The sequence below is a fragment of the Nocardioides lacusdianchii genome, assembly GCF_020102855.1.
Taxonomy (GTDB): Bacteria; Actinomycetota; Actinomycetes; order Propionibacteriales; family Nocardioidaceae; genus Nocardioides; species Nocardioides lacusdianchii.
In genome coordinates, this window is sequence record NZ_JADHZD010000018.1 from 31,532 (window position 1) to 55,138 (window position 23,607).

At 69.7% G+C, this 23,607-nt stretch carries 21 protein-coding genes, 2 pseudogenes and 1 riboswitch; of the genes and pseudogenes, 9 read left to right on the plus strand and 14 right to left on the minus strand.

Going from position 1 to position 23,607, the window contains the following annotated elements:
- Nucleotides 1-104: 104 nt before the first annotated feature.
- From IRX98_RS19205 to IRX98_RS19215, 3 genes are all read right to left on the minus strand, one after another.
- Nucleotides 105-1,508 carry a DUF2339 domain-containing protein gene (locus IRX98_RS19205; protein WP_224279503.1) on the minus strand — a complete coding sequence of 468 codons (1,404 nt, stop codon included), beginning with the start codon at nt 1,506-1,508 and terminating at the stop codon, nt 105-107.
- Nucleotides 1,509-1,575: 67 nt separating this feature from the next.
- Entirely contained in the window at nt 1,576-1,854 is a 279-nt protein-coding gene (locus tag IRX98_RS19210) for an Lrp/AsnC family transcriptional regulator (protein WP_224279505.1), read from the minus strand.
- 9 nt (nt 1,855-1,863) lie between these two features.
- Nucleotides 1,864-3,654, minus strand: a complete 1,791-nt coding sequence (locus tag IRX98_RS19215; RefSeq protein WP_224279507.1) for a DEDD exonuclease domain-containing protein — start codon at nt 3,652-3,654, stop codon at nt 1,864-1,866.
- Nucleotides 3,655-3,768: 114 nt separating this feature from the next.
- On the opposite strand from IRX98_RS19215, the gene IRX98_RS19220 reads away from it, so the two are divergent.
- The 9 genes and pseudogenes from IRX98_RS19220 to IRX98_RS19260 form a co-directional block, all read left to right on the plus strand.
- Nucleotides 3,769-4,044: a hypothetical protein gene (locus IRX98_RS19220; RefSeq protein WP_224279509.1), complete on the plus strand. Its 276-nt coding sequence runs from the start codon at nt 3,769-3,771 to the stop codon at nt 4,042-4,044.
- A gap of 10 nt (nt 4,045-4,054) precedes the next feature.
- Nucleotides 4,055-5,293, plus strand: coding sequence for an NYN domain-containing protein (locus IRX98_RS19225; protein WP_224279511.1), 1,239 nt, complete (start codon nt 4,055-4,057; stop codon nt 5,291-5,293).
- A complete protein-coding gene (locus IRX98_RS19230) occupies nt 5,290-6,675 on the plus strand; it encodes a hypothetical protein (protein WP_224279513.1) in 1,386 nt (461 codons plus the stop codon). The genes IRX98_RS19225 and IRX98_RS19230 overlap by 4 nt, the downstream gene beginning before the upstream one ends.
- A gap of 81 nt (nt 6,676-6,756) precedes the next feature.
- Nucleotides 6,757-6,963, plus strand: a complete 207-nt coding sequence (locus IRX98_RS19235) for a hypothetical protein (RefSeq protein WP_207081898.1) — start codon at nt 6,757-6,759, stop codon at nt 6,961-6,963.
- A 106-nt stretch (nt 6,964-7,069) separates the two neighbouring features.
- Nucleotides 7,070-7,231, plus strand: a riboswitch (cyclic di-AMP (ydaO/yuaA leader).
- A gap of 27 nt (nt 7,232-7,258) precedes the next feature.
- Nucleotides 7,259-8,248 (plus strand): C40 family peptidase, encoded by a 990-nt coding sequence (locus IRX98_RS19240; RefSeq protein ID WP_224279515.1) that lies wholly within the window; start codon nt 7,259-7,261, stop codon nt 8,246-8,248.
- A gap of 61 nt (nt 8,249-8,309) precedes the next feature.
- Entirely contained in the window at nt 8,310-9,485 is a 1,176-nt protein-coding gene (locus IRX98_RS19245; protein WP_224279517.1) for a hypothetical protein, read from the plus strand.
- A gap of 154 nt (nt 9,486-9,639) precedes the next feature.
- Nucleotides 9,640-10,464: pseudogene (locus IRX98_RS19250) on the plus strand (IS481 family transposase); the annotation flags it as partial.
- Nucleotides 10,465-10,702: 238 nt separating this feature from the next.
- Nucleotides 10,703-11,815, plus strand: coding sequence for an IS110 family RNA-guided transposase (locus tag IRX98_RS19255; protein ID WP_224279519.1), 1,113 nt, complete (start codon nt 10,703-10,705; stop codon nt 11,813-11,815).
- A gap of 13 nt (nt 11,816-11,828) precedes the next feature.
- Nucleotides 11,829-12,014 (plus strand): annotated as a pseudogene (locus tag IRX98_RS19260) (integrase core domain-containing protein); the annotation flags it as partial.
- A gap of 66 nt (nt 12,015-12,080) precedes the next feature.
- On the opposite strand, the gene IRX98_RS19265 reads toward IRX98_RS19260, so the two are convergent.
- The 11 genes from IRX98_RS19265 to IRX98_RS19315 all read right to left on the minus strand — a co-directional run bounded on the left by IRX98_RS19265 (nt 12,081) and on the right by IRX98_RS19315 (nt 23,530).
- Nucleotides 12,081-12,242 (minus strand): Flp family type IVb pilin, encoded by a 162-nt coding sequence (locus IRX98_RS19265; protein WP_224279521.1) that lies wholly within the window; start codon nt 12,240-12,242, stop codon nt 12,081-12,083.
- Nucleotides 12,243-12,317: 75 nt separating this feature from the next.
- Nucleotides 12,318-12,494: a Flp family type IVb pilin gene (locus IRX98_RS19270; RefSeq protein ID WP_224279523.1), complete on the minus strand. Its 177-nt coding sequence runs from the start codon at nt 12,492-12,494 to the stop codon at nt 12,318-12,320.
- Nucleotides 12,495-12,548: 54 nt separating this feature from the next.
- Nucleotides 12,549-12,725 (minus strand): Flp family type IVb pilin, encoded by a 177-nt coding sequence (locus tag IRX98_RS19275; RefSeq protein ID WP_224279525.1) that lies wholly within the window; start codon nt 12,723-12,725, stop codon nt 12,549-12,551.
- Nucleotides 12,726-12,978: 253 nt separating this feature from the next.
- Nucleotides 12,979-13,626, minus strand: a complete 648-nt coding sequence (locus tag IRX98_RS19280) for a response regulator transcription factor (RefSeq protein WP_224279527.1) — start codon at nt 13,624-13,626, stop codon at nt 12,979-12,981.
- On the minus strand, nt 13,601-15,178 hold the full coding sequence (locus IRX98_RS19285) for a sensor histidine kinase (protein ID WP_224279529.1): 1,578 nt from the start codon (nt 15,176-15,178) through the stop codon (nt 13,601-13,603). Before IRX98_RS19285 ends, IRX98_RS19280 begins: the two co-directional genes overlap by 26 nt.
- A 6-nt stretch (nt 15,179-15,184) precedes the next feature.
- Complete coding sequence (locus tag IRX98_RS19290; RefSeq protein WP_224279531.1) at nt 15,185-16,117, minus strand: type II secretion system F family protein; 933 nt, start codon at nt 16,115-16,117, stop codon at nt 15,185-15,187.
- 2 nt (nt 16,118-16,119) lie between these two features.
- Nucleotides 16,120-18,009, minus strand: coding sequence for a type II secretion system F family protein (locus IRX98_RS19295; protein ID WP_224279533.1), 1,890 nt, complete (start codon nt 18,007-18,009; stop codon nt 16,120-16,122).
- Nucleotides 18,006-19,448: a TadA family conjugal transfer-associated ATPase gene (locus IRX98_RS19300; RefSeq protein ID WP_224279535.1), complete on the minus strand. Its 1,443-nt coding sequence runs from the start codon at nt 19,446-19,448 to the stop codon at nt 18,006-18,008. The genes IRX98_RS19295 and IRX98_RS19300 overlap by 4 nt, the downstream gene beginning before the upstream one ends.
- A gap of 1 nt (nt 19,449) precedes the next feature.
- The gene (locus IRX98_RS19305) at nt 19,450-20,715 is read right to left on the minus strand and encodes a CpaE/TadZ family protein (RefSeq protein ID WP_224279537.1); all 1,266 of its coding nucleotides are present in this window, start codon (nt 20,713-20,715) and stop codon (nt 19,450-19,452) included.
- Nucleotides 20,712-21,494 (minus strand): Flp pilus assembly protein CpaB, encoded by a 783-nt coding sequence (gene cpaB / locus IRX98_RS19310; RefSeq protein WP_224279539.1) that lies wholly within the window; start codon nt 21,492-21,494, stop codon nt 20,712-20,714. The genes IRX98_RS19305 and cpaB overlap by 4 nt, the downstream gene beginning before the upstream one ends.
- Nucleotides 21,495-21,733: 239 nt before the next feature.
- Nucleotides 21,734-23,530 (minus strand): AMP-dependent synthetase/ligase, encoded by a 1,797-nt coding sequence (locus IRX98_RS19315; protein ID WP_224279541.1) that lies wholly within the window; start codon nt 23,528-23,530, stop codon nt 21,734-21,736.
- Nucleotides 23,531-23,607 lie beyond the last annotated feature (77 nt).

The following is a 23,607-nucleotide window of genomic DNA, read 5'->3' on the forward strand; positions in this document are numbered from 1 at the left end:
GGCCACGGACCTGATGGAAGAGCCTATGGCTGGTGGATGTGGATCGACATCGGTCGTTTCGATGGAACCTCCGTCCGAGAGGACTACGCCAATCGCCACCTGAACTAGTCCGTTCGAACTAGACGGTCTTCTGCGTCGGCCTCTTGCGGCACGGCGCGGAGGGAGAAATCGCGCCAGGCCAGGCCAACGACCGTCACCAGAGCCGCTACGAGGAGCGCTAGGACGCCCAGCGCAGGCGCCAGCTCGACCCCGACGAGGAAAGCGTTGTCGGTCCAGCCGTAGCTGACCGCGGGCGCAGGCCCCTCGAGCACAGCGCCGAGGCCGATCACCGCCACTTGGAGCCCCACGAGGGGAAGGACCGCAGCGCGGGCAAAGGCTTTCATCCGGTGCGCGGAGAGGATGTATGCCGGCGCCACAGCGGCGAGGAGCTCGAGCCCGAGGCGGTAGGCGTAGTGGGCACCGCCGCCCGTATAGTGATTCAGCTGGCCTTGGAGCAGCATGTAGGGGATCGCCCCGAGCGCGAGCCAGCGCGACCAGTCCGGCAGGTCCCGCCAGTTCCTGACCAAGGCCGGCAGCAGAAGGAGCAGCACGGGCGTCCAGACCAGAACGCCCTTGTCGGGTGACACCCAGAGACCTAGCTGGCTGAGGAGTGGGGACGGCGGGTCCGGGTATCGCTCGCCGCCGACGATGCCCTGGGTCGTCATGTTGTAGCCCACGCCCGGGAGCCACGTGCCGTACACCCAGTAGGTCCAGGCACAGGCCGCCGCCAGGAAAGTGGCACTCGGAATGCCCACCTTGACCGCGATCCCTGGGCGCTTGCGCGCGAGTGCGACCCCGACGCCCAGGACGGCCACGATCAGTGCGACGTGCAAACGGCCGCAGAGCGCGACCCCACCGAAGGCTCCGACGAGCCACCACCGCTCACGCGAGGCGGCCCACGCCATCCCCATGATGCCGAACACCGTCAGCGTGTGGGTCCACATGGCGTTCGCGGCGACCGACCACATCGGGGTGCCGAGAGCCACCACCACCGCTCCGGCAATGGCCCAAGGAGCGGCGATGCGTCGTCTCAGCGCCAGGAACAGCAGCACGATCGCCCCTGAACTGATCAGTGCCGCAGTGACAGCCTCCGGAGCCAGCGAGAAGTCGTCGGGCTCGGAGCCACCCCCCGCGACCCAGTACGCAGGCACTGCGGCAGCCACCACGCCCGGTAGTCGCAGGGACACTCGGTGCCCGTTCGGTGCCTCGCCGATGAAGACAGTCTGGTCGGGCAGGCTTCCGTAACCCTCGATCCGGCCGGTGTCGAACCCGTCGAGCCACGGCTCCCCGGTCTGGGCGATGCGCCATGCGGCCAGGGACGACGAGTACACGTCGACGCTCACCTTCGACGACGTCTGCACGGTCAGGCCGTAGACCAGGAACACCGCACCGAACAGCGCGACGGGCGCCGTCCAGCGAGCACAGCGCGCTGACCTGCGTCCGGGACGAGGACCTCGCTCGAAGCTCATGACCGCGATTATGTGTGAATCGCCGTCCCGCGATCAGCGAAACCGCGATGTCGGCTCACAGGTGATGTCAGTCGAGCCCGATCGCGAAGGCGGACTCGAGGTCGTGCCTCGAGTAGGCGCGGAACGCGATGTGAGTCTCGGTCGACGACACGCCCGGGACCTTGTTGAGCTGGTCAGCCACCACGGCCGCGACGGCGTCGTGCTCCTTCACGCGTACCAGCGCGATGAGGTCGATCTGCCCGGTCACGGAGTAGACCTCGCTGACCCCGTCGATGGTGGCTATGGCCTCGGCGACCTCGGGGATCGAGGCGACGTCAGCCTTGACGAAGACGATGGCGGTGATCATGGCCTGACCCTAGCGAGTCGGCTGGTGCACGGGGCGGACCAATCCCTGCTCGTCGAAGGGCACCAGCGACAGGCGGGACTGGTGCGCGGCGTCGTAGAGGGCGAGGTGGCGCGCAGCCCCGCCGAGCGGGCAGACCCACTCGCCGTCGACGTCGACGAGCCGCACGCCCGGTGACTCGAGCCACCGCAGGATCTTCTCCGACTCCTCGGCGGTCGCGGCCGGCACGGGACCGGGAGCCCCGCCGACGGTCTCCGCGCTGGCGGTGAGCTCGCGGACGTAGTGGTGGGCGTCGGCGCCCGGCGGGATCACGCCCGCCGCGGCCAGCCGCCCGTGGCGCACGACGTGGACCGCCCACCGCCCGCTGTCCTCCCGGCGGGCCGCGATGATCTCCGGGCATCGGGTCAGCGCCGAGAGCCGTTGGGTGCGGGCGGCGGCGCGGACGAAGGTCGCGAGGCGGTCGCGGTGCACGCCCGCCTCCTCGAACCGCTCGTGCTCGGCGAGCGCGCTCATCCGGGCGTTGATCGTCTCGACGACCTCCTGCGGACTGCGGAGCAGGGTGTCGCGCAGCTGGCGCACGACGGCGGCGTAGGTCGTCTCGTCGGTCGAGCCGTCACAGGGGGAGAGGCACCGGCCCATCTCGGCGAGCACGCACGCCGTCCCGGTCGGGACACGCGGCATCCGCCCGCTGCACTGGCGCACGGGGAACGTCTCGTGGAGGGCGGCGAGGCACTTCTCAGCCGTCTTCTTGGAGGAGAACGGACCGAGGTAGTCGGCGTCGTCGTCGAGCACGGTGCGCACCAGGGAGAGGCGCGGCCACGCCTCGCGGGTCAGCTTGAGGAAGTGGACCTTCTCCGGGAAGCGCGATCGGCGGTTGTACTTCGGCTTGTGCTCGGCGATCAGTCGGAGCTCGCGGACCTCGGCCTCGAGCGGGGTTGCGCACTCGATGCCCGTGACGGTGGTCGCCAGACCCACCATCTCGCCCATCCGGGTGCGTGTCTCCGAGGCCGTGAAGTAGGTGCGGACCCGGGTGCGCAGGTCGCGTGAGGTGCCGACGTAGAGGACCCGGGAGCGGTCGTCGCGGAAGAGGTAGACCCCCGGACCGTGCGGGAGCCCCTCGGCGAGGTGGCGCTTGCGTCGCTGGGCGGTGCTGACGCGGGAGGAGAAGGTCTGCAGCTCCTCGAGCGTGTGCACGCCGAGGCCGCCGAGGCGCTCCATGAGGCCGTGGAGCACGTCGACCGTGGCCCGGGCGTCGGAGAGCGCGCGGTGGTTGGGCGTCGTCGAGGAGCCGAAGAGCGTGGCCAGCGAGGACAGCTTGCAGTTGGGCGCGTCGTCGCGGGTGATCACGCGACGGGCGAGCTTGGCGGTGTCGAGGACCTCGAGCTTCGGCCACGGCCGTCCCTGCTGACGGGCGAAGTGTTGGAGGAAGCCGACGTCGAAGGGGGCGTTGTGGGCCACCAGGACGCAGCCGGCGGCGAACTCCAGGAACGCCGGCAGGGCCGACTCGATCGAGGGCGCGTCGTGGACCATCGAGTTGCTGATCCCGGTCAGCACGGCGATGAAGGCGGGGATCTCTGCGTGGGGGTTGACGAGGGTCTGGAACTCGCCGAGCACCTCGCCGCCACGCACCTTGACCGCGCCGATCTCGGTGATCATCGAGCCGGCTGCGGCCGATCCGCCGGTCGTCTCCAGGTCGACCACGCAGAACGTCAGGTCGCGCAGGGGCCGCCCCAGCTCGTCGAAGCTGCGCTGCGCCTCCCAGCGGGACGTCTCCCGCGTCGGGCGGTGGGCGGTGGTGCTCATGGAGGACGACGCTAGACGTGGGTTCCGACAATGGCGTGACGGCGCGCGCACTACGCTGACCGCGCCCCACGTTCACGCACGCCGACGCAGGACCCCACCCAGAGGAGCACCCCCGTGGCCGACCAGACCGCCGACCTCCGCGTACCCGCCGACGGCGAGCGGTGGCGCTGCGCCGGTTGCGGCAACCTCACCCGGTTCGACGTGACGCGCACCCGCCGCACGACCGAGTACTGGCACTTCGACCTCGCCGGTGAGCACCAGGTCGAGGAGGAGACCGTCCGCTCCGAGGACGTCGAGGCGGTCTCGTGCCGCTGGTGCGGCCGCTCCGACGCGATTGAGGTCGTCGACCGGGCCTCGGCCGACACGGCGGCCGACCCCGCCGCCGGATGACGGGTCGTCCGTGACCGACCCGGCGTCGCTGCCCGAGCGGGTGCGCCTGCGTGTGGTCGCGCTGGTGTCCGCCGTGCTGCCGTCGGTGGTGCCGGTGCCCCCTGCCCTGCGCAAGATCGCCGGCTTCGCGCCTGCGCGCCGTGCCCGGCTGGGCGGGAGCGCCATCTGGGCCGCGCTCGCCGACGACGGCTTCCGCCACCATGCTGCCGTCCAGGTGGCTGCACTGCCCGTCGCGGACGACGATGCCCTCGATGCCGCGGCCCGCGCCTGGCTGGGTCGCGAGGACGGCTGGGAGGCCGTCGTCGCGGACGCCTCCGCGGCGCTCTCCGACGACGAGGCACGCGACGACCAGGACCGCGCCGAGCTCGGTCGGCTCACCGCGCAGGTGGCTGCGCTCCAGGCCGAGCTCGGGACGCTCCGGGCCCAGCACCGCGAGGAGCTCGACCGCGCCCGGGCCGACCACAAGGTGCTCCGGCAGCGGCTGGGGGAGGCGCGCAGCGTGCTCCGTTCCGCGCAGGAGGAGCGCGATGCCGCGTACGCCGAGCGCGACGAGGCCGTGGCGGCCGCCACGACGGTGACCGCCGCAGCCGAGGCCGACGTACGCCGCCTGCGGTCCCAGCTCGACGAGGCAGAGGCCGCGGTGGCGGCGGGCCGCCGTGACACGCGCACCGAGCGCGACGCCGCCAGCATCCGCGCCCGCCTGCTCCTCGACGCCGTCGTGGAGTCGGCCACCGGCCTGCGCCGTGAGCTCGGCCTCCCCGCGGTGGTCGGCGCGCCCGGCGACGCCGTGGAGGCGGGGCTGGCGGGCGTGGACTCCGCTCCGACCTCGAGCGCCCCGGCCACGGCCGCCTCGCTCGAGCAGCTGCTCGGCCTGCCGCGCGCCCGGCTGCTCGTCGACGGCTACAACGTCACCAAGGCCGCCTGGCCCACGGCGAGCCTCGAGGCCCAGCGCAGCCGCCTGGTCGCGGCCCTGGGGCCCGTCGTCGCCCGGTCCGGGGCCGAGACGACGGTCGTCTTCGACGCCGCGGAGTCGAGCGCGCGCACCGTCATGCCGGCGCCGCGCGGCGTCCGAGTGGCCTTCAGCCCCGAGGGCGTCATCGCCGACGACGTGATCCGCCAGCTCGTCGCGGCGGAGCCGCGCGGGCGGGTGGTCGTCGTGGTGAGCGACGACCAGGCGGTGGCGCGCGACGTCGCGCGCGCCGGGGCCCGCGCCGTCCCGACGTCGTCGCTGCTGGGCGTGCTGGCGTGACGCTTGGAGCGGGCGCCGTGGGGGCGGGGCTGGTCGCGTGGCGCTGGTCGCTCGTCGCCACGGTCGCCTCGGTGGGACTGGTCGCCCTCTTCGTGCGCGTAGGGGGCGACTGGGACTGGCTCGTCGCGATGGGCGACCACGTTCGCTCCACTGGGACCGTGCCCGACGAGGTCCCCTTCGCCGTCGCCGAGACGAGCGGATGGCACAACGTACCGGTGCTGGCCGAGGTCACCGCCTCGGTGCTGCACGATGTCGGTCCGCGGGTTCCGGTACTGGCCCACCTGGTCGCCGTGACGGTGGCGGTGCTGGTCCTGGCCGTCGCTGCCCGCGCGCGCGGGGGCAGCGACGCGTACGCGGCCTGTGCCCTGGCACTGCTCTGCCTCGGCGGCCTGGCCACCTTCGGGGTGCTCCGGGCGCAGACGCTGTCGTTCGTGCCCTTCGCGCTGATGGTCGCGCTTGTGTGCAGCCAGGCCCGGCATCCCGACCGTCGGATCTGGTGGGCGGTGCCACTCGTCGTGCTCTGGGGCAACCTCCACGGCGCCGCGCTCCTCGGCGTGTGCGTCCTCGGCGCCTACCTCCTCGTCCAGCGCACGCGCACGCACCTCTGGGAGAGCGTCGGCGTCGGCGTGGCGAGCCTGCTCGCCCTCTGCCTCACCCCGCAGCTGTGGATGACCCCGTTCTACTACGCGGAGGTCTTCGACAACGTCTCGGCCCAGCGTGGCGAAGGCCTGTGGGCCCGGCCCAGTCTCGCGATGCCCTTCGATGTGGTCATGGTGCTGGCGGCCGCGATCCTGCTGGCCATCCTGCTCCGCTCCCGGCGCACGGCGTGGGAGTACGTCGCCGTGCTGGGGTTGTGCGTGACCACGGCGAGCGCGGCCCGCCACGGGGTGTGGTTGCTCCTCCTCCTGGTGGTCCTCGCTGCGAGACCGGCTGAGGGCGATGGCGTCGGGTCCGCGCAGGAGCGCCGACGGTCGCTCTCCGGCGCGCCTGCCGCAGTCGTCGCCGCGATCACGCTCGCGGTGGCTCTTCCGGTCGCGCTCAACCGTGGCGAGGACGTCCTGGGACAGCCGTCGGCGGTGGTGCGACAGGTCGTGGCCAAGGTGGGGAACGGCGTGACGCTGGCCCCGGCCCCCCTGTCGGAAGCGCTGTCGGTGGAGGGCGTGCGTCTGTGGGCGTCGAATCCGCTGGACGCCTTCACCCACCGCGACCAAGCGGCCTATCTCGACTTCCTCGACGGGCGCTCGGGGGGCCTGCTGGCCGTGGCCGCCGCGGACGTCGTGCTGGCACGCGACGGCTCGGCGCAGGCGGCGCTGGTCGAGGACGACGAGGACTTCGAGGCCCGCCCGTGCGGGGAGGACTGGATCTGTTTCGTGCGGCGCTGAGCGTCGTCCTACAGCGAGGCGACACGCGGTGGTCGACACGCCGGGGAGCCGTTGTCGGTGGCTCCTGTCACCGTTCGGCACATGACGACACGGATCGATTGCGACACCTGCGTGGTGCGCGGACTGCACTGCCACGACTGCGTGGTGACGGTGCTGCTGGGGCCGCCACCGGAGCTGACCATCGACGACGACGAAAGGGCGGCGCTCGACGCGCTGGCCACGGGTGGCCTGGTGCCGCCCCTGCGGCTGGTGGAACCCGTCCCGGGCCCGGTCGTGGAGTCGGCCTGAGACACATTCCGAGAAGTTGTCCCGAAGATTGGCGGGGCCTGCACCTCCGGTCTAGGGTGTGGGCTGACGTCCGTGGCAGTGGGTCACCAGGCCCGCGCGGGCGTCGCGCCGAATTGTCGACCACGCCCCCGCACCACCCGTGGTCGACGAGCCGGGGAACCAACCTTCCCCCTGGGGTGAATCCCCTGCGAGGCGCACTGCGCGAGCGGTGCGTGGAGCAGGGGTAGGACACGTCGTGCCGAACCCGTCAGCTCACCCGGTAGGCGTACGACACCCTGAGGGAGTACCCCCGCTCGTGGCTCACACCCGCAAGCGAGCTGGCGCGACCATTCTCGGCCTGACCGCGATCGCCGCCATCTCATTCGTGCCCGCCACCCCTGCGCAGGCCGAACCCGACATCAAGGACGTCAAGGTCCGCGTCGACCGTCTCTACCACGAGGCCGAGGCCGCCCAGGAGCGCCTGCACGACGCGACCCTCGACCTCGCCGACCTGCGCCGCGACCTCTCCGGCCTTCGGGCCGACCAGGAGCGCCAGGACGAGCGGCTCGAGGCCGTCCGCGACCAGGTGTCCGACGCCGTGGTGCGCCAGCTCGAGGGTGAGGGGATCTCGACGGTCGGACAGATCGTCGTCTCCGAGGACCCCGGCTCCTTCCTCGACACGCTCTCCACCATGTCGTCCTTCAACGACCTCCAGTCCTCGCTGCTCTCCGACTACGACACCGAGCTCGAGGCCCTCGCCATCCGGCAGGAGGCCACCGACGCCCGTGCGGACGAGATCGCAGAGCTCACCGAGCAGCTGAGCACCGAGAAGGAGACGGTCGACGACAAGCTGGCCGAGGCCAAGGAGCTCCTCGCCGACCTCGAGGCCGAGGAGCGCGAGCGCGTGCTCTCCTCCCGCGGCAGCACCGCCCGGGTGCCCGCCTCCGTCCCGGCCTCGGGCCGTGCGGCCGCGGCCGTCCAGTACGCGATGGCCCAGGTGGGCGACGCCTACGTCTACGGCGCCATGGGCGAGAACGCCTTCGACTGCAGCGGCCTCACCATGCGGGCGTGGGCCCAGGCCGGTGTCTCGCTGCCGCACTCCTCCAGTGCCCAGTTCGGCTCCGGTCCCCGCATCGCTGCGAGCGACCTGCAGCCCGGCGACCTCGTGTTCTACTACACCCCGATCAGCCACGTCGGCATGTACATCGGCAACGGCATGATCGTCGACGCGGCCAACCCCGGCACGGGCGTCCGTGTGGCGGGCCTCTACTCGATGCCCTTCGTCGGCGCGGTCCGTCCTGGCTGACGCGCAGCGCTCGAAGGCCGGTCGCCCCCTCTGGTGGGCGGCCGGCCTTTCGTTGTTCGTGGTGGCCGCCGTCGTGGTCGCCCTGGTGCAGGGCGGGCGCCACGACGTCGATCCCGCACCCGTCGACGTGCCGCGGGCCAGCCCGCGGGACGCGGCTGAGGTCTTGGCGAGCCTGGTGAGCGGGGTCGAGTCGCGGGACTCCGGCGCCCTGGCCGGGCTCGCCCCGGGCGGGGACGCCGGCGTCGGCGACAGGTTGGCGGGGATAGCCGACACCGCGAGCGCCCTCGACCTCCGCGCCGTGACGGCGCGCTACGTCGACCAGGTCGGGACCGTCGCGAGCGACGGGACGTGGTCCGGGACGGTGGAGCTCACCTGGCAGGTCGCGCGACTCGATCGTGCGCCCGCCCGGGCCGAGGTGGTCGTCACCTTCACCCCGGACGACGAGGGTCTGGCGATCGCCGGCTTCGGCGCCGGCGGCGCCGCCCGCGTGCCGCTGTGGCTGCGCGGCCGCCTGGCTGTGGCGACGGCGCCAGGGGTGCTGGTCATGGTGGACGGCACCACGTCTGAGGCGGAGTCGGTGGTGAAGCGGGTGCAGCGCGCCATCGACGTCGTACGCCGCGTGCTGCCCGATGGCATTGGCCGAGTGGTAGTCGAGGTCCCTGCTAGTGCGGGCGACCTCGACGAGACGCTCGGAGTGAGCCCGGGGACGTACGCCGGCATCGCGGCGGTCACGGCGCCGGTCGGGAACGCAGCCGACGAGGACGGGCCGGTGCACGTGTTCGTGAACCCGGATGTGACGGCGGGTCTGCGCCGCGCGGGAGCGCAGGTCGTGATGAGCCACGAGCTGGTCCACGTCGCCACGGATGCGGTCCGCAGGCCGGTCGAGCCCTGGCTGTTGGAGGGCTTCGCCGACTACGTTGCGCTGCGTGACTCTCGGCTGCCTGACGACGTCACACTGGGGCGGGCAATCGAGGCGGCCCGGCGCGACGGCGTACCTAGATCCTTTCCCGCGGCGGGGGACTTCGACACCCGCGCCCGAGACCTGCAGGCGCGGTATGAAGAAAGCTGGTTGGCCTGCCGCATCCTCGCTGAGCGGGTGGGGGAGCGGGGGCTGGTGCGGGTCTACCGTGAGGTGGGCGCCGGACGTCCAGTTTCCTCCGCGCTGCGAAGGGACGGGCTGCCCGAGGCCATACTCGTGCGCGCATGGCGGGAGAGGCTGGCGCAGCTAGCTGGATAGCGCGAGATCTCGTCGTGGGCCCGGGTTTAGCTGTGATGCCCAGGCACGTTGGTCGAGAACGTGTGACGACACGATCTGATGTCGTAGATGGGTGAAGGCCTCCCGATGTGGAGTGGAGCTGTCTAAGGAACCGCTTCACACCAAGGAGGCCTTCATGTCCCACGCTACCCATGCAAACGCTGCTCTGACCCCGCGCGCCCGGCTCAAGCTGGCGCGTCTGATCGTGGATCACGGCTGGAAACCGGCTCGAGCCGCGGAGCGCTACGACGTGTCGTGGCGGACCGCGAAGAAGTGGGCTGACCGCTACCAGGCCAAGGGGCCAGCGGGGATGGTGGACCGGTCCTCGGCGCCGCGCCAGCAACCGAACCGGACTCCCGAGCCGGTGGTGCGGAAGATCGTCCACCTGCGGTGGAAGCAGCGGCTGGGTCCGGTCGAGATCGGCGACCGGCTCGGCATGCCGTCCTCGACGGTGCACGCGGTGCTCGTCCGCTGCCGGCTCAACCGGCTCACGCACATCGACCGTGCCACCGGTGAGCCCATCCGTCGCTACGAGCACGACAAGCCCGGGGACCTGCTCCACGTCGATGTGAAGAAGCTCGGCAGAGTCCCCGACGGCGGCGGGTGGCGCTACGTCGGGCGCCGGCAAGGCCTGAAGAACAGAGCGACGACGGTCGAACGCACCGGCAACCCGCGCAACAAATGGCACAACCCGCTGGTCGGCACCTGTTTCCTGCACACCGTCATCGACGACCACTCCCGGGTCGCCTACGTCGAGGCTCGCGACGACGAGACCAAAGAGACCGCGACTGAGGTGCTGCGCAACGCGGTCGCCTGGTTCGTCGAGCGCGGCGTGACCGTGCAGCGGGTCTTGTCCGACAACGGCAGCTGCTACAAGTCCCACCTAAGGCGCGACACCTGCGCAGAGTTGGGCATCACGCCGAAGAAGCCCCGGCCCTACCGACCGCAGACCAACGGCAAAGCATCTGTGAACATCTTCAGTGGCGCTGCACTGGCCCGGTCTGACCCCGGCCAAGGTATGACCACGGTGTCCTGCGTTCGATTTGTCGGCCGGTGCTGGTGCAGCGCCGCGGAGCGCACCGGCCAGACGGAAATGACCTGATAGGAGCTTGGACAAGAAGCCCCGTCACAGACCTGTCGCCCGTCCGGCCGGTTCGCCCCATCCGTCAGAACAGCCCTAACGGAGGAGCGAAACCAGCATGACAACCACCCCCGCGACTGTCACCGTCATCGGCGGCGTCGACACCCACAAACACACCCACTACGCAGCCGCCATCGACGACCAAGGACGCCTGCTCGGGCATCAGGAGTTTCCGGCCAACGACCCCGGCTACCAGGCGCTGCTGAGCTGGCTACGAGGACACGGCCCGATCCAGACGATCGGTGTGGAAAGCACCGGCTCCTTCGGCGCCACCCTGACCCGAGCACTCACGGCCGCCGGCGAGCACGTCGTCGAAGTCAACCGGCCCAACCGGCAGGCCAGGCGCATGGACGGCAAGTCCGACCGGCTCGATGCCGAACAGATCGCCCGAGCAGTACTGGGCAAGGTGTCGACTGCGATCCCCAAGGCCAAGTCGGGAACCATCGAGGTGATCCGGACCCTTCGTGTCACCCGCGCCAGCGCGGTCAAGGCTCGAACCAGCACCTTCAACACGCTGTGGGGCGTCATGATCGGTGCCCCCTCACCACTACGCGACGAGCTGGTCGTGCTGACCAAACGGACCCTGGTCAACCGCTGCCTTGGGCTGCGACCCGAAACCGATGACCTGATTTCCCTGGCCGGCAACCCCGACCGGATGCTCCTCGCCGGCATCAAGACCTCACTACGGGACCTGGCACGCCGCTGGAAAGCGCTCGATGCCGAGATCAAGACCCTCAACAAGCAGATCGAGGCGTTGGTCCGCGCAGCTGCACCCGACTTGCTGGAGATGCACGGCGTCGGGGTCGAGATCGCCGGCCTGTTCCTCGTCACCGCCGGCGACAACGCCGAACGCATCCACAGCGAAGCCGCCTTCGCCAAACTCTGCGGCGTAGCACCCCAACCCGCCAGCAGCGGACGCACCAGCGGCAGACACCGCCTCAGCCGCGGTGGCGACCGCGCCGCCAACAGCGCGCTCTACATCGTCACCATCGTCCGCATGCGACACCACCAACCCACCCGCGACTACGTCGAACGACGCACCGCCGAAGGCTTGAGCAAACGCGAGATCATCCGCTGCCTCAAGCGCTACATAGCCCGCGAGGTCTACAACAACCTCCCACGACCAGCGGCGGTCGCAGCGCCCCTCGAGGTAGTCCAGCACGCGGCTTGACGAACATAGGAGCATCGAGCGCTTCCACCGCACCCTCGCCGAGGGGTGGGCGTTCAAGAAGTTCTACAACTCCGAGTCAGCCCGACTCGCGGCTCTGCCAGCATGGGTCCACGAGTACAACCACCACCGGCCCCACTCAGCAATCGGGAAGGCCACACCCATCACCAGGTTGGACAACCTGGCTGGGCATCACATTTAGCTCCTGCGCGGCGATCAGGCCGCGAGTCTTGTCTTCGCAGGCAAGGTAATGCGGTCGTCCCCGAGGTCAGGGGCCGAGGACCCCAGCAGGGATCGTGAAGAGCTTAGCCACGCTGATACCGAAGGCAGTAACAGCGGTGATGATGGCGATGGCGACAAATGTGACCATCAGCGCGTACTCGACGGCTGTGGCACCGCGATCGTCATCCTCATGGGGCGAGACGGTCATGGGCGTTCCTTCCGTACTGCGTGAAATGTTGAAGGGGCCGACGTCCCTGGACGTCGGCCCCTTCAACGCCAGGACTCAGATCGCTGCGGCAATATCGGTGAAGAGCGTGCCGAGCTTGCCGCCCAGTGCGGAGACCATGCCGATGATCGCGACGGCGATCAGAGCCACCATCAGGCCGTACTCGACGGCGGTGGCACCTTCATCGTCACGCTTGGTGATCATGAGGTTCAGGAAATTCTCGATGAGCTGCATAGGTCTCATCCCTTCTGGAAGCAGTCGACCCCCGACCCGGACGGGTCGAGGGGATCAGATCGCGGCGGCGATCTGGGTGAAGAGCCCGCCGAGCTTGCCGCCCAGGGCGGAGACCATGCCGATGATCGCGACGGCGATCAGGGCCACCATCAGGCCGTACTCGACGGCGGTGGCACCTTCATCGTCACGCTTGGCGATCATGAGGTTCAGGAAGTTCTCGATGAGCTGCATGGTGTGTTCCCCTTGTCGGAAGTTGAATGATGCGGATGTCCGAGCCCCTCGGACCCGACGTGACAAGTCTTCATCAGCGGCGCGTTCCGCGGATCGGGCGATCGGCCGTGGGTCGATAGTCCCTTGTGACTACCCGCAGGCCCCCCTCCACGCCGCTGACTAGTACTCCGGAGACCGTTGGGAAAGACCAGACCGGGCAAGCTGACTGCGAGGCGCCCGCGCCCGCGGTCTGCGCCGCGTCGGAGACCTCTGTTCAGAACCTCTGCGGTGAGGCATGGTCGAGTAGTCCGAGCCGCATGGCGGTCACCAGCGCCTGGGCGCGATTCGCGGCTCCGAGCTTCTGGTAGATGTGCGTGATGTGGGTCTTGGCCGTGGACTCGCTCATGTAAAGCGAGGACGCGATGTCGCCGGTCCCGAGGCCGTCAGCCAGGAGTCGCAGAACCTCTGCCTCGCGAGTCGACAGCTTGGGAGGGGCCGGCGTCGTGGCACGTCGCATGACGGCTTGGCTGAGACCAGCACACAAGAAGGTGCGCGGCGCGACCGCGGCGTGCCTGGCAGCACTGACCACTTCGGTTGCGCGCGTGTCCTTCCCGACGAAGGCCGAGGCGCCGGCCTCCATCGCGGCGAAGATGTGGTCGTCGCCGGCATGCATGGTCAGCACGACGACGCCGGTGGTGTCACTCTTCTCGCGAATGGCGCGTACGACGTCGAGGCCGTGACCGTCAGGCATCTGGAGGTCGGTGACGACCACGTCGGGTCTGAGGTCCGTCCAGGCAGCGAGGCCCGCGGCCACCGTGCTGGCCTGCCCGACGACGGCCATCTCCTCGTCTCGCTCGAAGGCGCGGGCGAGTCCCTGCCGGATCAGCTCGTGATCGTCAACCAGTAGCACGGTGGTGCCCATGGGCGTTGTCTCCTTCGGGGGGAGCGGCCGTGGGGGACCGCAGGCTGACGACGGTTCCGCCGTCGTGTCGGGGGGTCACCGCGAGCTGGGCGCCGACGTTGGCAGCGCGTTCCCGCATGGTCTGGAGTCCCCAGTGATGATCGCGTGGCCCGGCGTTGCCGACGCCGTCGTCCTCCACTGTCAGGTCGAGATTGGACCCGTCGGACTCGAGGGTCACCCATAGGTTGCGGGCGCGCGAGTGCTTGCGAACGTTGGCGATGGCTTCCTGGGCCACCCGCAGGACCTCGGTGGCAGCCCGGGGCGGGAGTGGTGGGCCCGACTCGGCCAGGGAGAGGTGCACTCTGAGCCCCGTGGCGTGGCTGACCTCGCGCGCATAGTCGGCGAGCGAAGCGGCCAGCCGACCGTCCGTCACGTCGTGCCGCAGGTCAAAGATGGAGAACCGAATCTCCGACACCAGCCGTGTGATCTCAGAGCGCAGCTCCGAGGCCAGCTCGCGCGTCTGCTCGTCGTCGCTGACCGACGCGATCTCGTCGACGATGTAGCCGAGACCGACGATCTCCTGCGCGACGCCGTCGTGCATCTCTCGCGCGATCCGGTTTCGCTCCTCGGACGTGGCGAGCGTCCGGACGTCGTCGAATAGAACAGCGGTGTCCAGACGAACTGCGAACTCATCGGCGACGTCCTGTGCCAGCTCATCGAGCTCGGGCGTCCAACGTGGCACTCCAACCAGGACGCAATAGCCCCACGTATGACGGGTGCCGCGCAGAGGCACCACTGCGGCCCCCGGAGTGCGCTGATGACGAGGTGTCCTGATCTCCTCGGCGAGACGAGCGACGTCTTCGCCGCCGTTCAGCGCGCGAAGCGTCTCGTCGGGCTCGACGACGAAGATGGTGGAACGCGCACATCCCGTGGCAGCCCGCAGAGCGGTGTCCAGATCCGCGGCCAGCGCGGTGCTGTTCAGGCCGAGCCACCCGGAGCTGGCCAGCTGGTGCACCCTCGCCATCAACTGGTGGGCGGCGGCGTACGGCGCCTGACGTGCAGTCAGGCTGCGTGTCGACCGGGACTGCCAGCTTGCCAGCATGCCCACCCCGAGCCCGATAGCCAACCAGGGCAAGGCTGACGCGATGTGCGACAGGACACCGCTCGGGGGATCGGCGGCCAGGGTCGCAGCGACCGTGAGGCACGAGAGCAGGAAGACGTTGAGCGTGGTCACGAGGCCGTGCCTGACGCCAGCGACGATGGGCGGCACAGCGAGGTAGGCCCCCAGCGCCTGGATGGACTCCGTCGTCACGACGAGTGTTGTCACAGCGACAGCCTCGCCCACTGCGTGCCAATGAGCAGGCCGGTTGCGAGTCATCCACTCGAGGAGGGAACCGACCGCTGCTGCGAGCGCCAGCACCACCAGCATCGGAGCCGACTCGACCGGGTCGTTGCCGCTGAGTGCGGACCCGGTCGCCAGCGATAGCGCGAACACCCTGACAGCGGTGGTCGTGCGCCAGGACTGGAGCACCGGCCCGAGCGCCCCGGCGTTCGTAGTGCTGATCGGCGTCATCGGCGATCACATTTTGGAGAAGGTCTGGGTGATCTGAATGCCGGCCGGCCCCAGGATGACGATGAAGAGGCACGGAAGGATGAAGAGGACCAAGGGGATCATGATGCGCACCGGCACCTGCTGTGCCTTCTCTTCCGCCCGCTGGCGGCGCTTCGTACGCATCTCCTGGCTCTGGATGCGCAGCACCCGAGCGATGGGAATGCCGAGGCTGTCTGCCTGCACCATGGCGCTGCAAAACGACTTCAGGTCAGGCAGGGAGGTGCGCTCGGCCATGGCCCGCATGGCGTCGGTGCGGCCGACGCCGAGCTGCATCTCTTGGAGTAGACGGGAAAACTCCATGTTGAGTGGACCGTCGCCGTTCTTGGCCACACGGCTGACGGCGGCGTCGAAGCCGAGGCCCGCCTCGACAGAGATCGTCAGAAGGTCCATCGCGTCCGGCAAGGCATTGCGCATCAGCTTCTCACGCTTCTGGCCGGCGTTGTAGAGCAGGATGTTGGGAAGCACGTATCCGAAAAGTCCTACGAGCGCGGTGGCCACCACGAGCTTGTAGAGGGGCCAGTCGCGGCTGAGGAAGTAGAGGAAGCCCAGCGCCGTGAAGACCCCGGCGCCCAGTACCTTGAGCCCGAGGATGCGGTTGACATCCCAAGCCGGAGGGTTACCGGCGATGTTCAGTCGGTACTGGATCTTGCGAGCGGTGTCGGCGCGCACGAACTTGCGTCCCAGGCCGACCAGGCGTTCACCCAAGGGGGCGATGACCCGTTCGGCGAAGGGCTGCTCGATCTCGGCCCTCAGGACGCTGGGTGCCGAGTCCAACGCCTGCACGGCCGCGACCGATCGCGCCACGCCCCGTCGCTCGGAGGTGATCACGCCAACAACGGTGAGCGCCATGATCATCGCCGCGCACAGGAGCGCGGCTCCCAGGAGCAGTGTTACGGACATTGTCACACCTCGACCTTCGCAAGCTTGGACATGGCGAATGATCCCAACCCCAGCAGGACCACTGCGAGACCAAGCAGAATGAATCCAGGCAGAGTCGTGTAGAGCAACCTGATGTACTCGGGGTTGACGAAGGTCATGTAGACGCCAATCGCAGGGGGAAGCCCGGTCAGGATGTAGCCGGACAGGCGTCCCTCCGCGCTGAGTGCCTTGACCTGTCGGCGGAGATACTCGCGTTCACGGAGCGTGTCCGAGACGGTGTGCAGGATCTCCGCGAGATTGCCGCCCACCTCCCTCTGGATCCGAATGGCCATCACGATCCACTGGAAGTCCTCGCTGTCCATCCGCTCGCCCACTCCCTCGAGCGCATCGGTGATGTCGACGCCGAGGCGCTGCTCGATGAGCGCGCGGCGCAGCTCTCCTGCCATCGGTTCCGCGCCCTCGCGGACCACGCTGTCGATCGCTTGCGGAAGTGACAGTCCCGCCTGGAGGCCGCCGGCCATGAGACCCAGGGTCTCGGCGAGCTGACCGTTGAACCTGTTGAGGCGTCGGGAGTGGCGAAACTTGAGGTATACCCAGGGCACGACGATGCCGAGGACAAGGCCCAGGACGGCGAGTCCGGGACCGCTGACGACGAAGCCGACGAGGGCCGAGCCGACGGCGATACCCGCGTGCAGGAGTAGCCACTCGGACGCCGTCAGCGCCGAGCCCGCACCCGCCAAGCGCTGGGAGATGCGGGACTCGAGGTCCGCGGAGACGACCTTGTCGGTGAGCGCGACGGCCGACCCCTTGATGTCGGAGGTGGCCCCTGAGCGTCGCTTGCCGCTGGTGCTCTCGCCACCGAAGTAGGCCTCGAGGCGTCGGTCGGCCGACGACTTGTTCGGCCCCGCGAGTACTACGGCCAGGATTCCGGCGAAGCCGAGCCCGAGCGCGAGGGCGCCGACCAGCATGCCGGGCGTGCCTACGAGCGAGCGACCCGAGGACACGAGGTCGGGGGCGGCGGACACCGCGCCGATCGAGATGAAGGCGGAGTCGGTGTAGGTGGCGTCGGCAGCGTCGACGCTCACGCCGATGTTGACCTCGCTGGAGGCGTCTTCGGGGCGGTCGAAGGTGACCAGCAGCTGCTTGGCCAGCGCGTCGGCCTGGGCGGAGAACACCGTGGAGAGGGCGTCCTGCTCGGCCGGGATGACCTGACCGCCGGTGTCCTCGGCCAGCCCCGACATGGTCTCGGCGTTCTTGGGGTTCGCGAGCGACACGACGTCGACCACCACGCCGCCGTCGGTGGCGTCGTTGCCGACCACGTCGAGCGTGGTCGAGCTGCTGGTGTCGCCGCCGTCGGAGAGCACGAGGAGCGAGCGCGAGCCCTCGTCGCCGACCATGTCGAGGCCCTCGGCGATGCCGTCGTAGACGGCCGTGCCCTTGCGAAGCTCGATGTCGGTGAGCGTGGCCTGCACCGAGGCGTGGTCGGTGGTGGGCTGCACGACCGTGCCGATGTCGCCGGCGAAGGCGACGAGCCCGATCCGGATGTCGTCGGGGGCGGAGGCGAGGAAGGTGTCGACGGCGCTGGTGGCCGCGGCGAACTTGTCGCCCTGTCGCATGCTGTTGCTGGCGTCGAGGACCAGCACGGTCGTGCGCTCGACGTCGCCGGCGGATATCAGCTTGGCGGTGGAGTCCACCGCGCGGCCGTCGACCTCGACACGCACCGACGAGGCCTCGACGTCGGCGCCACCGGGGATGCCGTCGACAGCGAGCACGAGGGACACCTGCCCGTCGGCGGGCTCGACGTGGTCGATGTTGACCTCGTCCTCGGCATGGGCGGGGAGCGCGGTGCCGAGCGCGAGCAGCACGCCGACCGCCAGGGTCGCGGCTGCTCGGGTGGTGCGCCGGGACCTCATCGCAGGGTCCCGCCCGTGGCGAAGATGGCCGGGTCCACGTGCACGCCGTGGTCGGTCAGGCGCTCGAGGAAGCGGGGCCGCAGGCCCATGGACTTCAGACCGCCCTGGAACCTCCCGTTCTCGTCCACGCCAGCGGCGTAGTCGAACATGAACACGTCCTGGGTGGTGATGATGTCGCCCTCCATGCCGACGATCTCGGTGATCGCGGTGATGCGACGGGTGCCGTCCTTGAGACGGGTCTGCTGGATGATCAGGTCCACGGCGCTGGCGACCTGCTCGCGGATGGCGCGCACCGGCAGGTCCATGCCGGCCATGAGCACCATGGTCTCCAGACGGGCCAGGGCGTCACGCGGCGTGTTGGCGTGCAGGGTCGAGATCGAGCCGTCGTGGCCGGTGTTCATGGCCTGGAGCATGTCGAGCGCGGCAGCGTCACGGATCTCACCGACGACCACCCGGTCGGGTCGCATGCGCAGAGAGTTCTTCACCAGGTCGCGGATGGTGACGGCGCCCTTGCCCTCGATGTTGGCGGGGCGCGACTCCAGGCGGAGCACGTGGTCCTGTCCGAGGCGGAGCTCGGCCGCGTCCTCGATGGTGACGATGCGCTCGTCGTCGGGGATGAACGACGAGAGCACGTTGAGCGTGGTCGTCTTGCCCGAGCCGGTTCCTCCCGACACCAGGATGTTGAGCCGCCCCCGGACACAGCCCTCGAGCAGTCCGGCCGACGCCGGCGTGAGCGTGCCGAAGCTGATGAGGTCCTCGACGGTGTAGGGATCCTCGGAGAACTTGCGGATGGTGAGCTTCGACCCGTCGAGCGCCAGCGGCGGGATGATCGCGTTGACACGGCTGCCGTCGGGGAGGCGGGCGTCGCACATCGGGCTGGTCTCGTCGACGCGGCGGCCGATCTTGCTGACGATCTTGTCGATGGTGCGGCGCAGGTGGGCCTCGTCGGTGAACGACGTGTCCACCCGGACCAGCTTGCCCTTACGCTCGACGTAGATGTCCTGGTAGGTGTTGACCATCACCTCGGTCAGGCTGGCGTCGCGCAGCAGCGGCTCGATCGGTCCGTAGCCGAGGATGTCGTCGGCGATCTCCTGCGAGACCCGGGTGCGGTCGGCGGACGACATGGGGATGTCGGCATCGGCGATGGCCGTCTGGAGGGCCAGGCGGACCTGCTGCTCGAGCTCCGACTGCGTCATGTGGGCGTCGTACAGCTTGGGGCCGAGCGACTCCACGAGTCGCTGGTGCACGATCCGCTTCAGGTCCTGGAAGGGGTCGGACTTGGGCGAGGCCGACTTGCGCCTCGCCTCGCCGCCCGACGGCGCCACCGTGGTGGCGGGAACGGTGCTGGAGGCACCTGCCGGAGCACCGGGCGCCGGGGGTGCGTCGTAGGACTCGGGTGCACGGCCGCGTGCCGCGGCGAGTCGGTCTGTCAGGCTCACGTCAGCCCCTCCTGAGGCGGAGCCGGGAGCCACTGGACTTCCGGCTGGACGGATCGGCCTCGCCGCCGTCGGCGGCGGCGCCGAGGGTGTCGGTCACGTTGCGGGAGAACGCGACCAGGGCCTTGCTGTTGGGGTGTCCGGGGTAGGCGCTGACGAGCGCCTCGCCCCGGTTGACGGCTGCGAGCACCTCGCGGCTCGACACGAGCGAGCAGTCCGCCTTGAGGTCCAGGGTCTTCTCGTACTCGTCGGAGGTCAGGCCGACCTTGCCGTCAGCACGGTTCAGCACGAACTTCCACGTGGCCTTGGGGAAGTTCAGCATGTCGAGCGTGCTGGTGGCGAGCTTGAGCGCCTTGAGCGACGGGATGTCGAGGGTGCCGACGAGCACGATCATGTCCGAGCGGTCGAGGGCGCACAGGGCGTTGTCGTCGAAGACGCCGGAGGTGTCGACGACCACGAAGTCGACCATCCGCCGCAGGGCGTCGAGCAGCTTGCCGATGTCGTCGACCGAGGCCTGGTCGGGGGAGTCGAGGCGCACCGGCGCAGCGACCACCGACAGGTTGTCGGAGTGGTGGGTGAGGATCGTCGAGATGCCCTCGGCGTCGATGACGCCGTTGAAGCCGACGAGGTCGTTGATCGTGCGCTGGGGCGTCAGCTGGAGCATGATCGCCACGTCGCCGCTGTTGACGTCGAGGTCGACCAGACAGGTCGAGCGTCCGCTGCTGGACAGCGCCACGCCGAGGTTGGTCGCGACGAGGCTCTTGCCGACGCCACCCTTGGTGGAGAACACGGTGATGACCTTGCCGCGCGGTGCGTCCGCCTCCGCCTGCGCGACGGCTGCGGCCTGCGCGACCTCCGCCGCGACCTCCGCACGCGCCGTCTGTGCGGCTGCCTGGACCTCGTCCATCAGGGTCTGTCCGATGGCGTTGGCCACGCTGCGTGCTCGCGCCACCGCAGTGGTGATGCCCGCGAGGTCGCGGGCGGCCACGACCTCGCGCATGCCGCTCCGCAGGGCCAGCGAGAGCGTGTTGCTGTCGATGTCGTTGCGCAGCAGGATCACGCCCAGGTCCGGACGGTGCACCCGCGCCCACTGCGCCAGCTCGGCCGCCGCGTCGCCCGGTACCGAGGGACCGATGACGACGGCGAACTCGTTGGCCGAGGTGCGGATGTGGCCGTCGAGGCCCTCCACGTCGGCGAAGGCCACCGACCCGTGCAGCATCGCCTGGAGGATCGCCCGTTGGGCGCCGTCGGGCTCGAGGACGGCGGTCACGGCCGGATGTCCCGGAAGAGCTCGGGGAACAGATCCCCAGGACGGACACCTGGGTTGTCGGAGACCTTGGAATCGTCCGTCAGGAGCGCAAACGTGATGTCCGAGTTGCGGTCTGCCTGGATGAGCCTCTCTGCCTCCTCCTGCGTGACAGCGAGGGTCAGGATCGTCCGAGCGACCTCCTCCGCGACCTGGCCGCCGTCCTCTGTCTTCGTCGTCCTGGACGTGACGCTTGTGGTTCCCACGCCAAGGACCGGCACGCGTGTCAGGACGATTCGCGTGTAGTCACCGAGCTTCTGCTCCTTGCCCTCGGGGAGGATCGCGGTGAGGTCCTGAGGCGTGGCGAAGATGGCGACCTCGTTGCCGGGGTTGACGAATCCAGCCACGCGCTCGAAGTCGGTGAGCTCGACCGACATGGCCATCTTGTCGTCGGGGATCACCAGGCTCTGGGTGTCGCCGAGGCTGCCGAACTTCCGGGCGATGAGCTGCTCACCGGGATAGATGGTGCCGATCGCGACGAGGTCGGAGATCGAGGAGGTGGAGGAGAGGCTGCCGTCGACCACGTCCGCGCGGCGGACCTCGGACTTCTCGATCTTGCCGGCCTCCTGCGCGTCGGCGACCGACTCGCCGGTGTCGATGGTCTCGGTGGCGACGAGCACCTCGACCAGCTCCTGGTCCTTGGTGGCGCGGGCGTCGATGCCCTGCACGTAGAGCACGATCATGGCCGTGCCGGCGATCGCGATGAGGGCGGCGACGAGGAGGAGTACGGAACGGCGTGCCATGGTGCGGTCCTTCGCGGGGGTCGTGGGACCCCCACGGTCGGAGATCCCGGGCGCGCAGGTGGTTCCAGGGTCTGCATGAAGTCGGCCCCGGTGCCCTCCCAGCGATCCGAATCTAAAGGCGCATCGCGGAGGTCGCGGGCTAAACCGCGCAAACCACCCGGACGTGGCCCGAACGCCACCCGAAATGACTATCCGGGCATGGTCATCTCCGGTCCCGGACGCTCACCGAACGGCCCGGCTCACGCGAGGTAGAGCGCCTCGATCTCCGCGCGTGCCTCGCGCACCACGACGTTGCGCTTGAGCTTCAGGCTGGGGGTCAGCTGGCCGCCCTCCTCGGTCCACTCGCCCGGCAGGATCGTGAACTTGCGGATGGCCTCGGCCTTCGACACCGCCTTGTTCGCCTCGTCGACCGCGTCCTGGATCGCCGCCACGAGGTCCGGGTCGTCGAGGAGGTCGCCGACGTCGCCGGACTTCCCGTGCTGCTCGGCCCACGCGGGGAAGGTCTCCCGGTCGATCGTCACCAGGGCGCCGATGAAGGGTTGCCCGTCGCCGACGACGAGGCACTGGTCGACCAGCGCGTGCCCGCGCAGCCGGTCCTCGAGAACAGCCGGGGCGACGTTCTTGCCGCCTGCGGTCACCAGGATCTCCTTCTTGCGCCCGGTGATCCGCACGAAGCCCTCGTCGTCGACCTCGCCGACGTCACCGGTGTGGAACCAGCCCTCGCCGTCGATCGCCTCGTGGGTCGCCGTGTCGTTGCCCCAGTAGCCCGCGAACACCTGACCGCCCTTGAAGAGCAGCTCGCCGTCGTCGCCCACGCGCACGCTGGTGCCCGGGATCGGACGCCCGACGGTGCCGATCTTCTGGGCGTCGGGGAGGTTGACAGTCAGCGCGGCTGTGGTCTCCGTCAGGCCGTAGCCCTCGAGCACCGTCAGCCCGATGCCGCGGTAGAAGTGGCCGAGCCGGTCGCCCAGCGGCGCGCCGCCGGAGACGGCGTACGCGCAGCTCCCGCCGAGGGCCTGGCGCAGCTTGCCGTAGACCAGCTTGTCGAAGACGGCATGCTGGGCACGCAGGCGCAGCGGGACCTTCGTGCCGTCGAGCGCACGCGACCAGGCGATCGCGACGTCGGACGCGCGGTCGAAGACCTTGCCGCGGCCGTCGGCGGTCGCACGCTGGGACGCGGTGTTGAAGACCTTCTCGAACACGCGCGGGACGGCGAGGATGAAGGTCGGGCGGAACTCGCCCAGGTCGGCGACCAGGTTCTTGATGTCGGAGCTGTGTCCCAGGCGCGCACGGCTCTTCACCGCACCGATCTGGATGATGCGCGCGAAGACGTGCGCCAGCGGCAGGAAGAGCAGCGTGGACGCCTCGTCGGTGTCGAAGAGTTCGGACAGCTCCTCGACCGCGACGCCCAGCTCGAACATGAAGTTGCAGTGCGTGAGCATGCAGCCCTTGGGTCGGCCCGTGGTGCCGCTGGTGTAGATGAGGGTGGCCAGGTCGTCCGGGCCCGCGGTGGTGCGCCGCTGCTCGAGGACCTCGTCGGAGACGTCTGCGCCCAGGCGCGTCAGCACGTCGACGGCGTTGTCCTGGAGCGACCAGACGTGCTGCAGCTCGGGCAGGTCGTGGGCCTCGCGTGCCTCCCGGACGCGGGCGAGGTGGTCGGGGCCCTCGGCCACGACCGCGCGGGTGCGGGAGTCGTGGAGGATCCAGCCGATCTGCTCGGCCGACGACGTCTCGTAGATCGGCACCGTCACGGCTCCGGCGAACCAGATGGCGTAGTCGAGCAGCGTCCACTCGTAGCGCGTCTTCGACAGCAGCGCGACGCGGTCCCCGACCTCGACGCCCGCGGCGACGAGCCCCTTGGCGACCGCGCAGACCTCGTGGTGGAACTGCTCGGCCGTGACGTCGATCCACCCGTCGGGGGTCGCGCGGCTGAAGACCGCCGTGGTGGCGGCCTCCCGGGCGTTGGTGACGACGTCGTCGGTGAGGTTCCCCGTCGTGGGGATGGTGAGGGAGAGCGGCGTGGAGAACTCACGCACGGTGGAACCTCCTGGATCGGGCGGTCGACTGCGAAGCGCAGGCTATCGCCGCGGCGGGGCCGGGAACACGCCCGGGC

What these genes read in the sequence shown, in the direction of transcription:
- IRX98_RS19205 (WP_224279503.1), bottom strand. Translation starts at nt 1,508, where the DNA reads ATGAGCTTCGAGCGAGGTCCTCGTCCCGGACGCAGGTCAGCGCGCTGT.
- IRX98_RS19210 (WP_224279505.1), bottom strand. Translation starts at nt 1,854, where the DNA reads ATGATCACCGCCATCGTCTTCGTCAAGGCTGACGTCGCCTCGATCCCC.
- IRX98_RS19215 (WP_224279507.1), bottom strand. Translation starts at nt 3,654, where the DNA reads ATGAGCACCACCGCCCACCGCCCGACGCGGGAGACGTCCCGCTGGGAG.
- IRX98_RS19235 (WP_207081898.1), top strand. Translation starts at nt 6,757, where the DNA reads ATGACGACACGGATCGATTGCGACACCTGCGTGGTGCGCGGACTGCAC.
- IRX98_RS19255 (WP_224279519.1), top strand. Translation starts at nt 10,703, where the DNA reads ATGACAACCACCCCCGCGACTGTCACCGTCATCGGCGGCGTCGACACC.
- IRX98_RS19265 (WP_224279521.1), bottom strand. Translation starts at nt 12,242, where the DNA reads ATGACCGTCTCGCCCCATGAGGATGACGATCGCGGTGCCACAGCCGTC.
- IRX98_RS19270 (WP_224279523.1), bottom strand. Translation starts at nt 12,494, where the DNA reads ATGCAGCTCATCGAGAATTTCCTGAACCTCATGATCACCAAGCGTGAC.
- IRX98_RS19275 (WP_224279525.1), bottom strand. Translation starts at nt 12,725, where the DNA reads ATGCAGCTCATCGAGAACTTCCTGAACCTCATGATCGCCAAGCGTGAC.
- IRX98_RS19280 (WP_224279527.1), bottom strand. Translation starts at nt 13,626, where the DNA reads ATGGGCACCACCGTGCTACTGGTTGACGATCACGAGCTGATCCGGCAG.
- IRX98_RS19285 (WP_224279529.1), bottom strand. Translation starts at nt 15,178, where the DNA reads ATGACGCCGATCAGCACTACGAACGCCGGGGCGCTCGGGCCGGTGCTC.
- IRX98_RS19290 (WP_224279531.1), bottom strand. Translation starts at nt 16,117, where the DNA reads ATGTCCGTAACACTGCTCCTGGGAGCCGCGCTCCTGTGCGCGGCGATG.
- IRX98_RS19295 (WP_224279533.1), bottom strand. Translation starts at nt 18,009, where the DNA reads ATGAGGTCCCGGCGCACCACCCGAGCAGCCGCGACCCTGGCGGTCGGC.
- cpaB (WP_224279539.1), bottom strand. Translation starts at nt 21,494, where the DNA reads ATGGCACGCCGTTCCGTACTCCTCCTCGTCGCCGCCCTCATCGCGATC.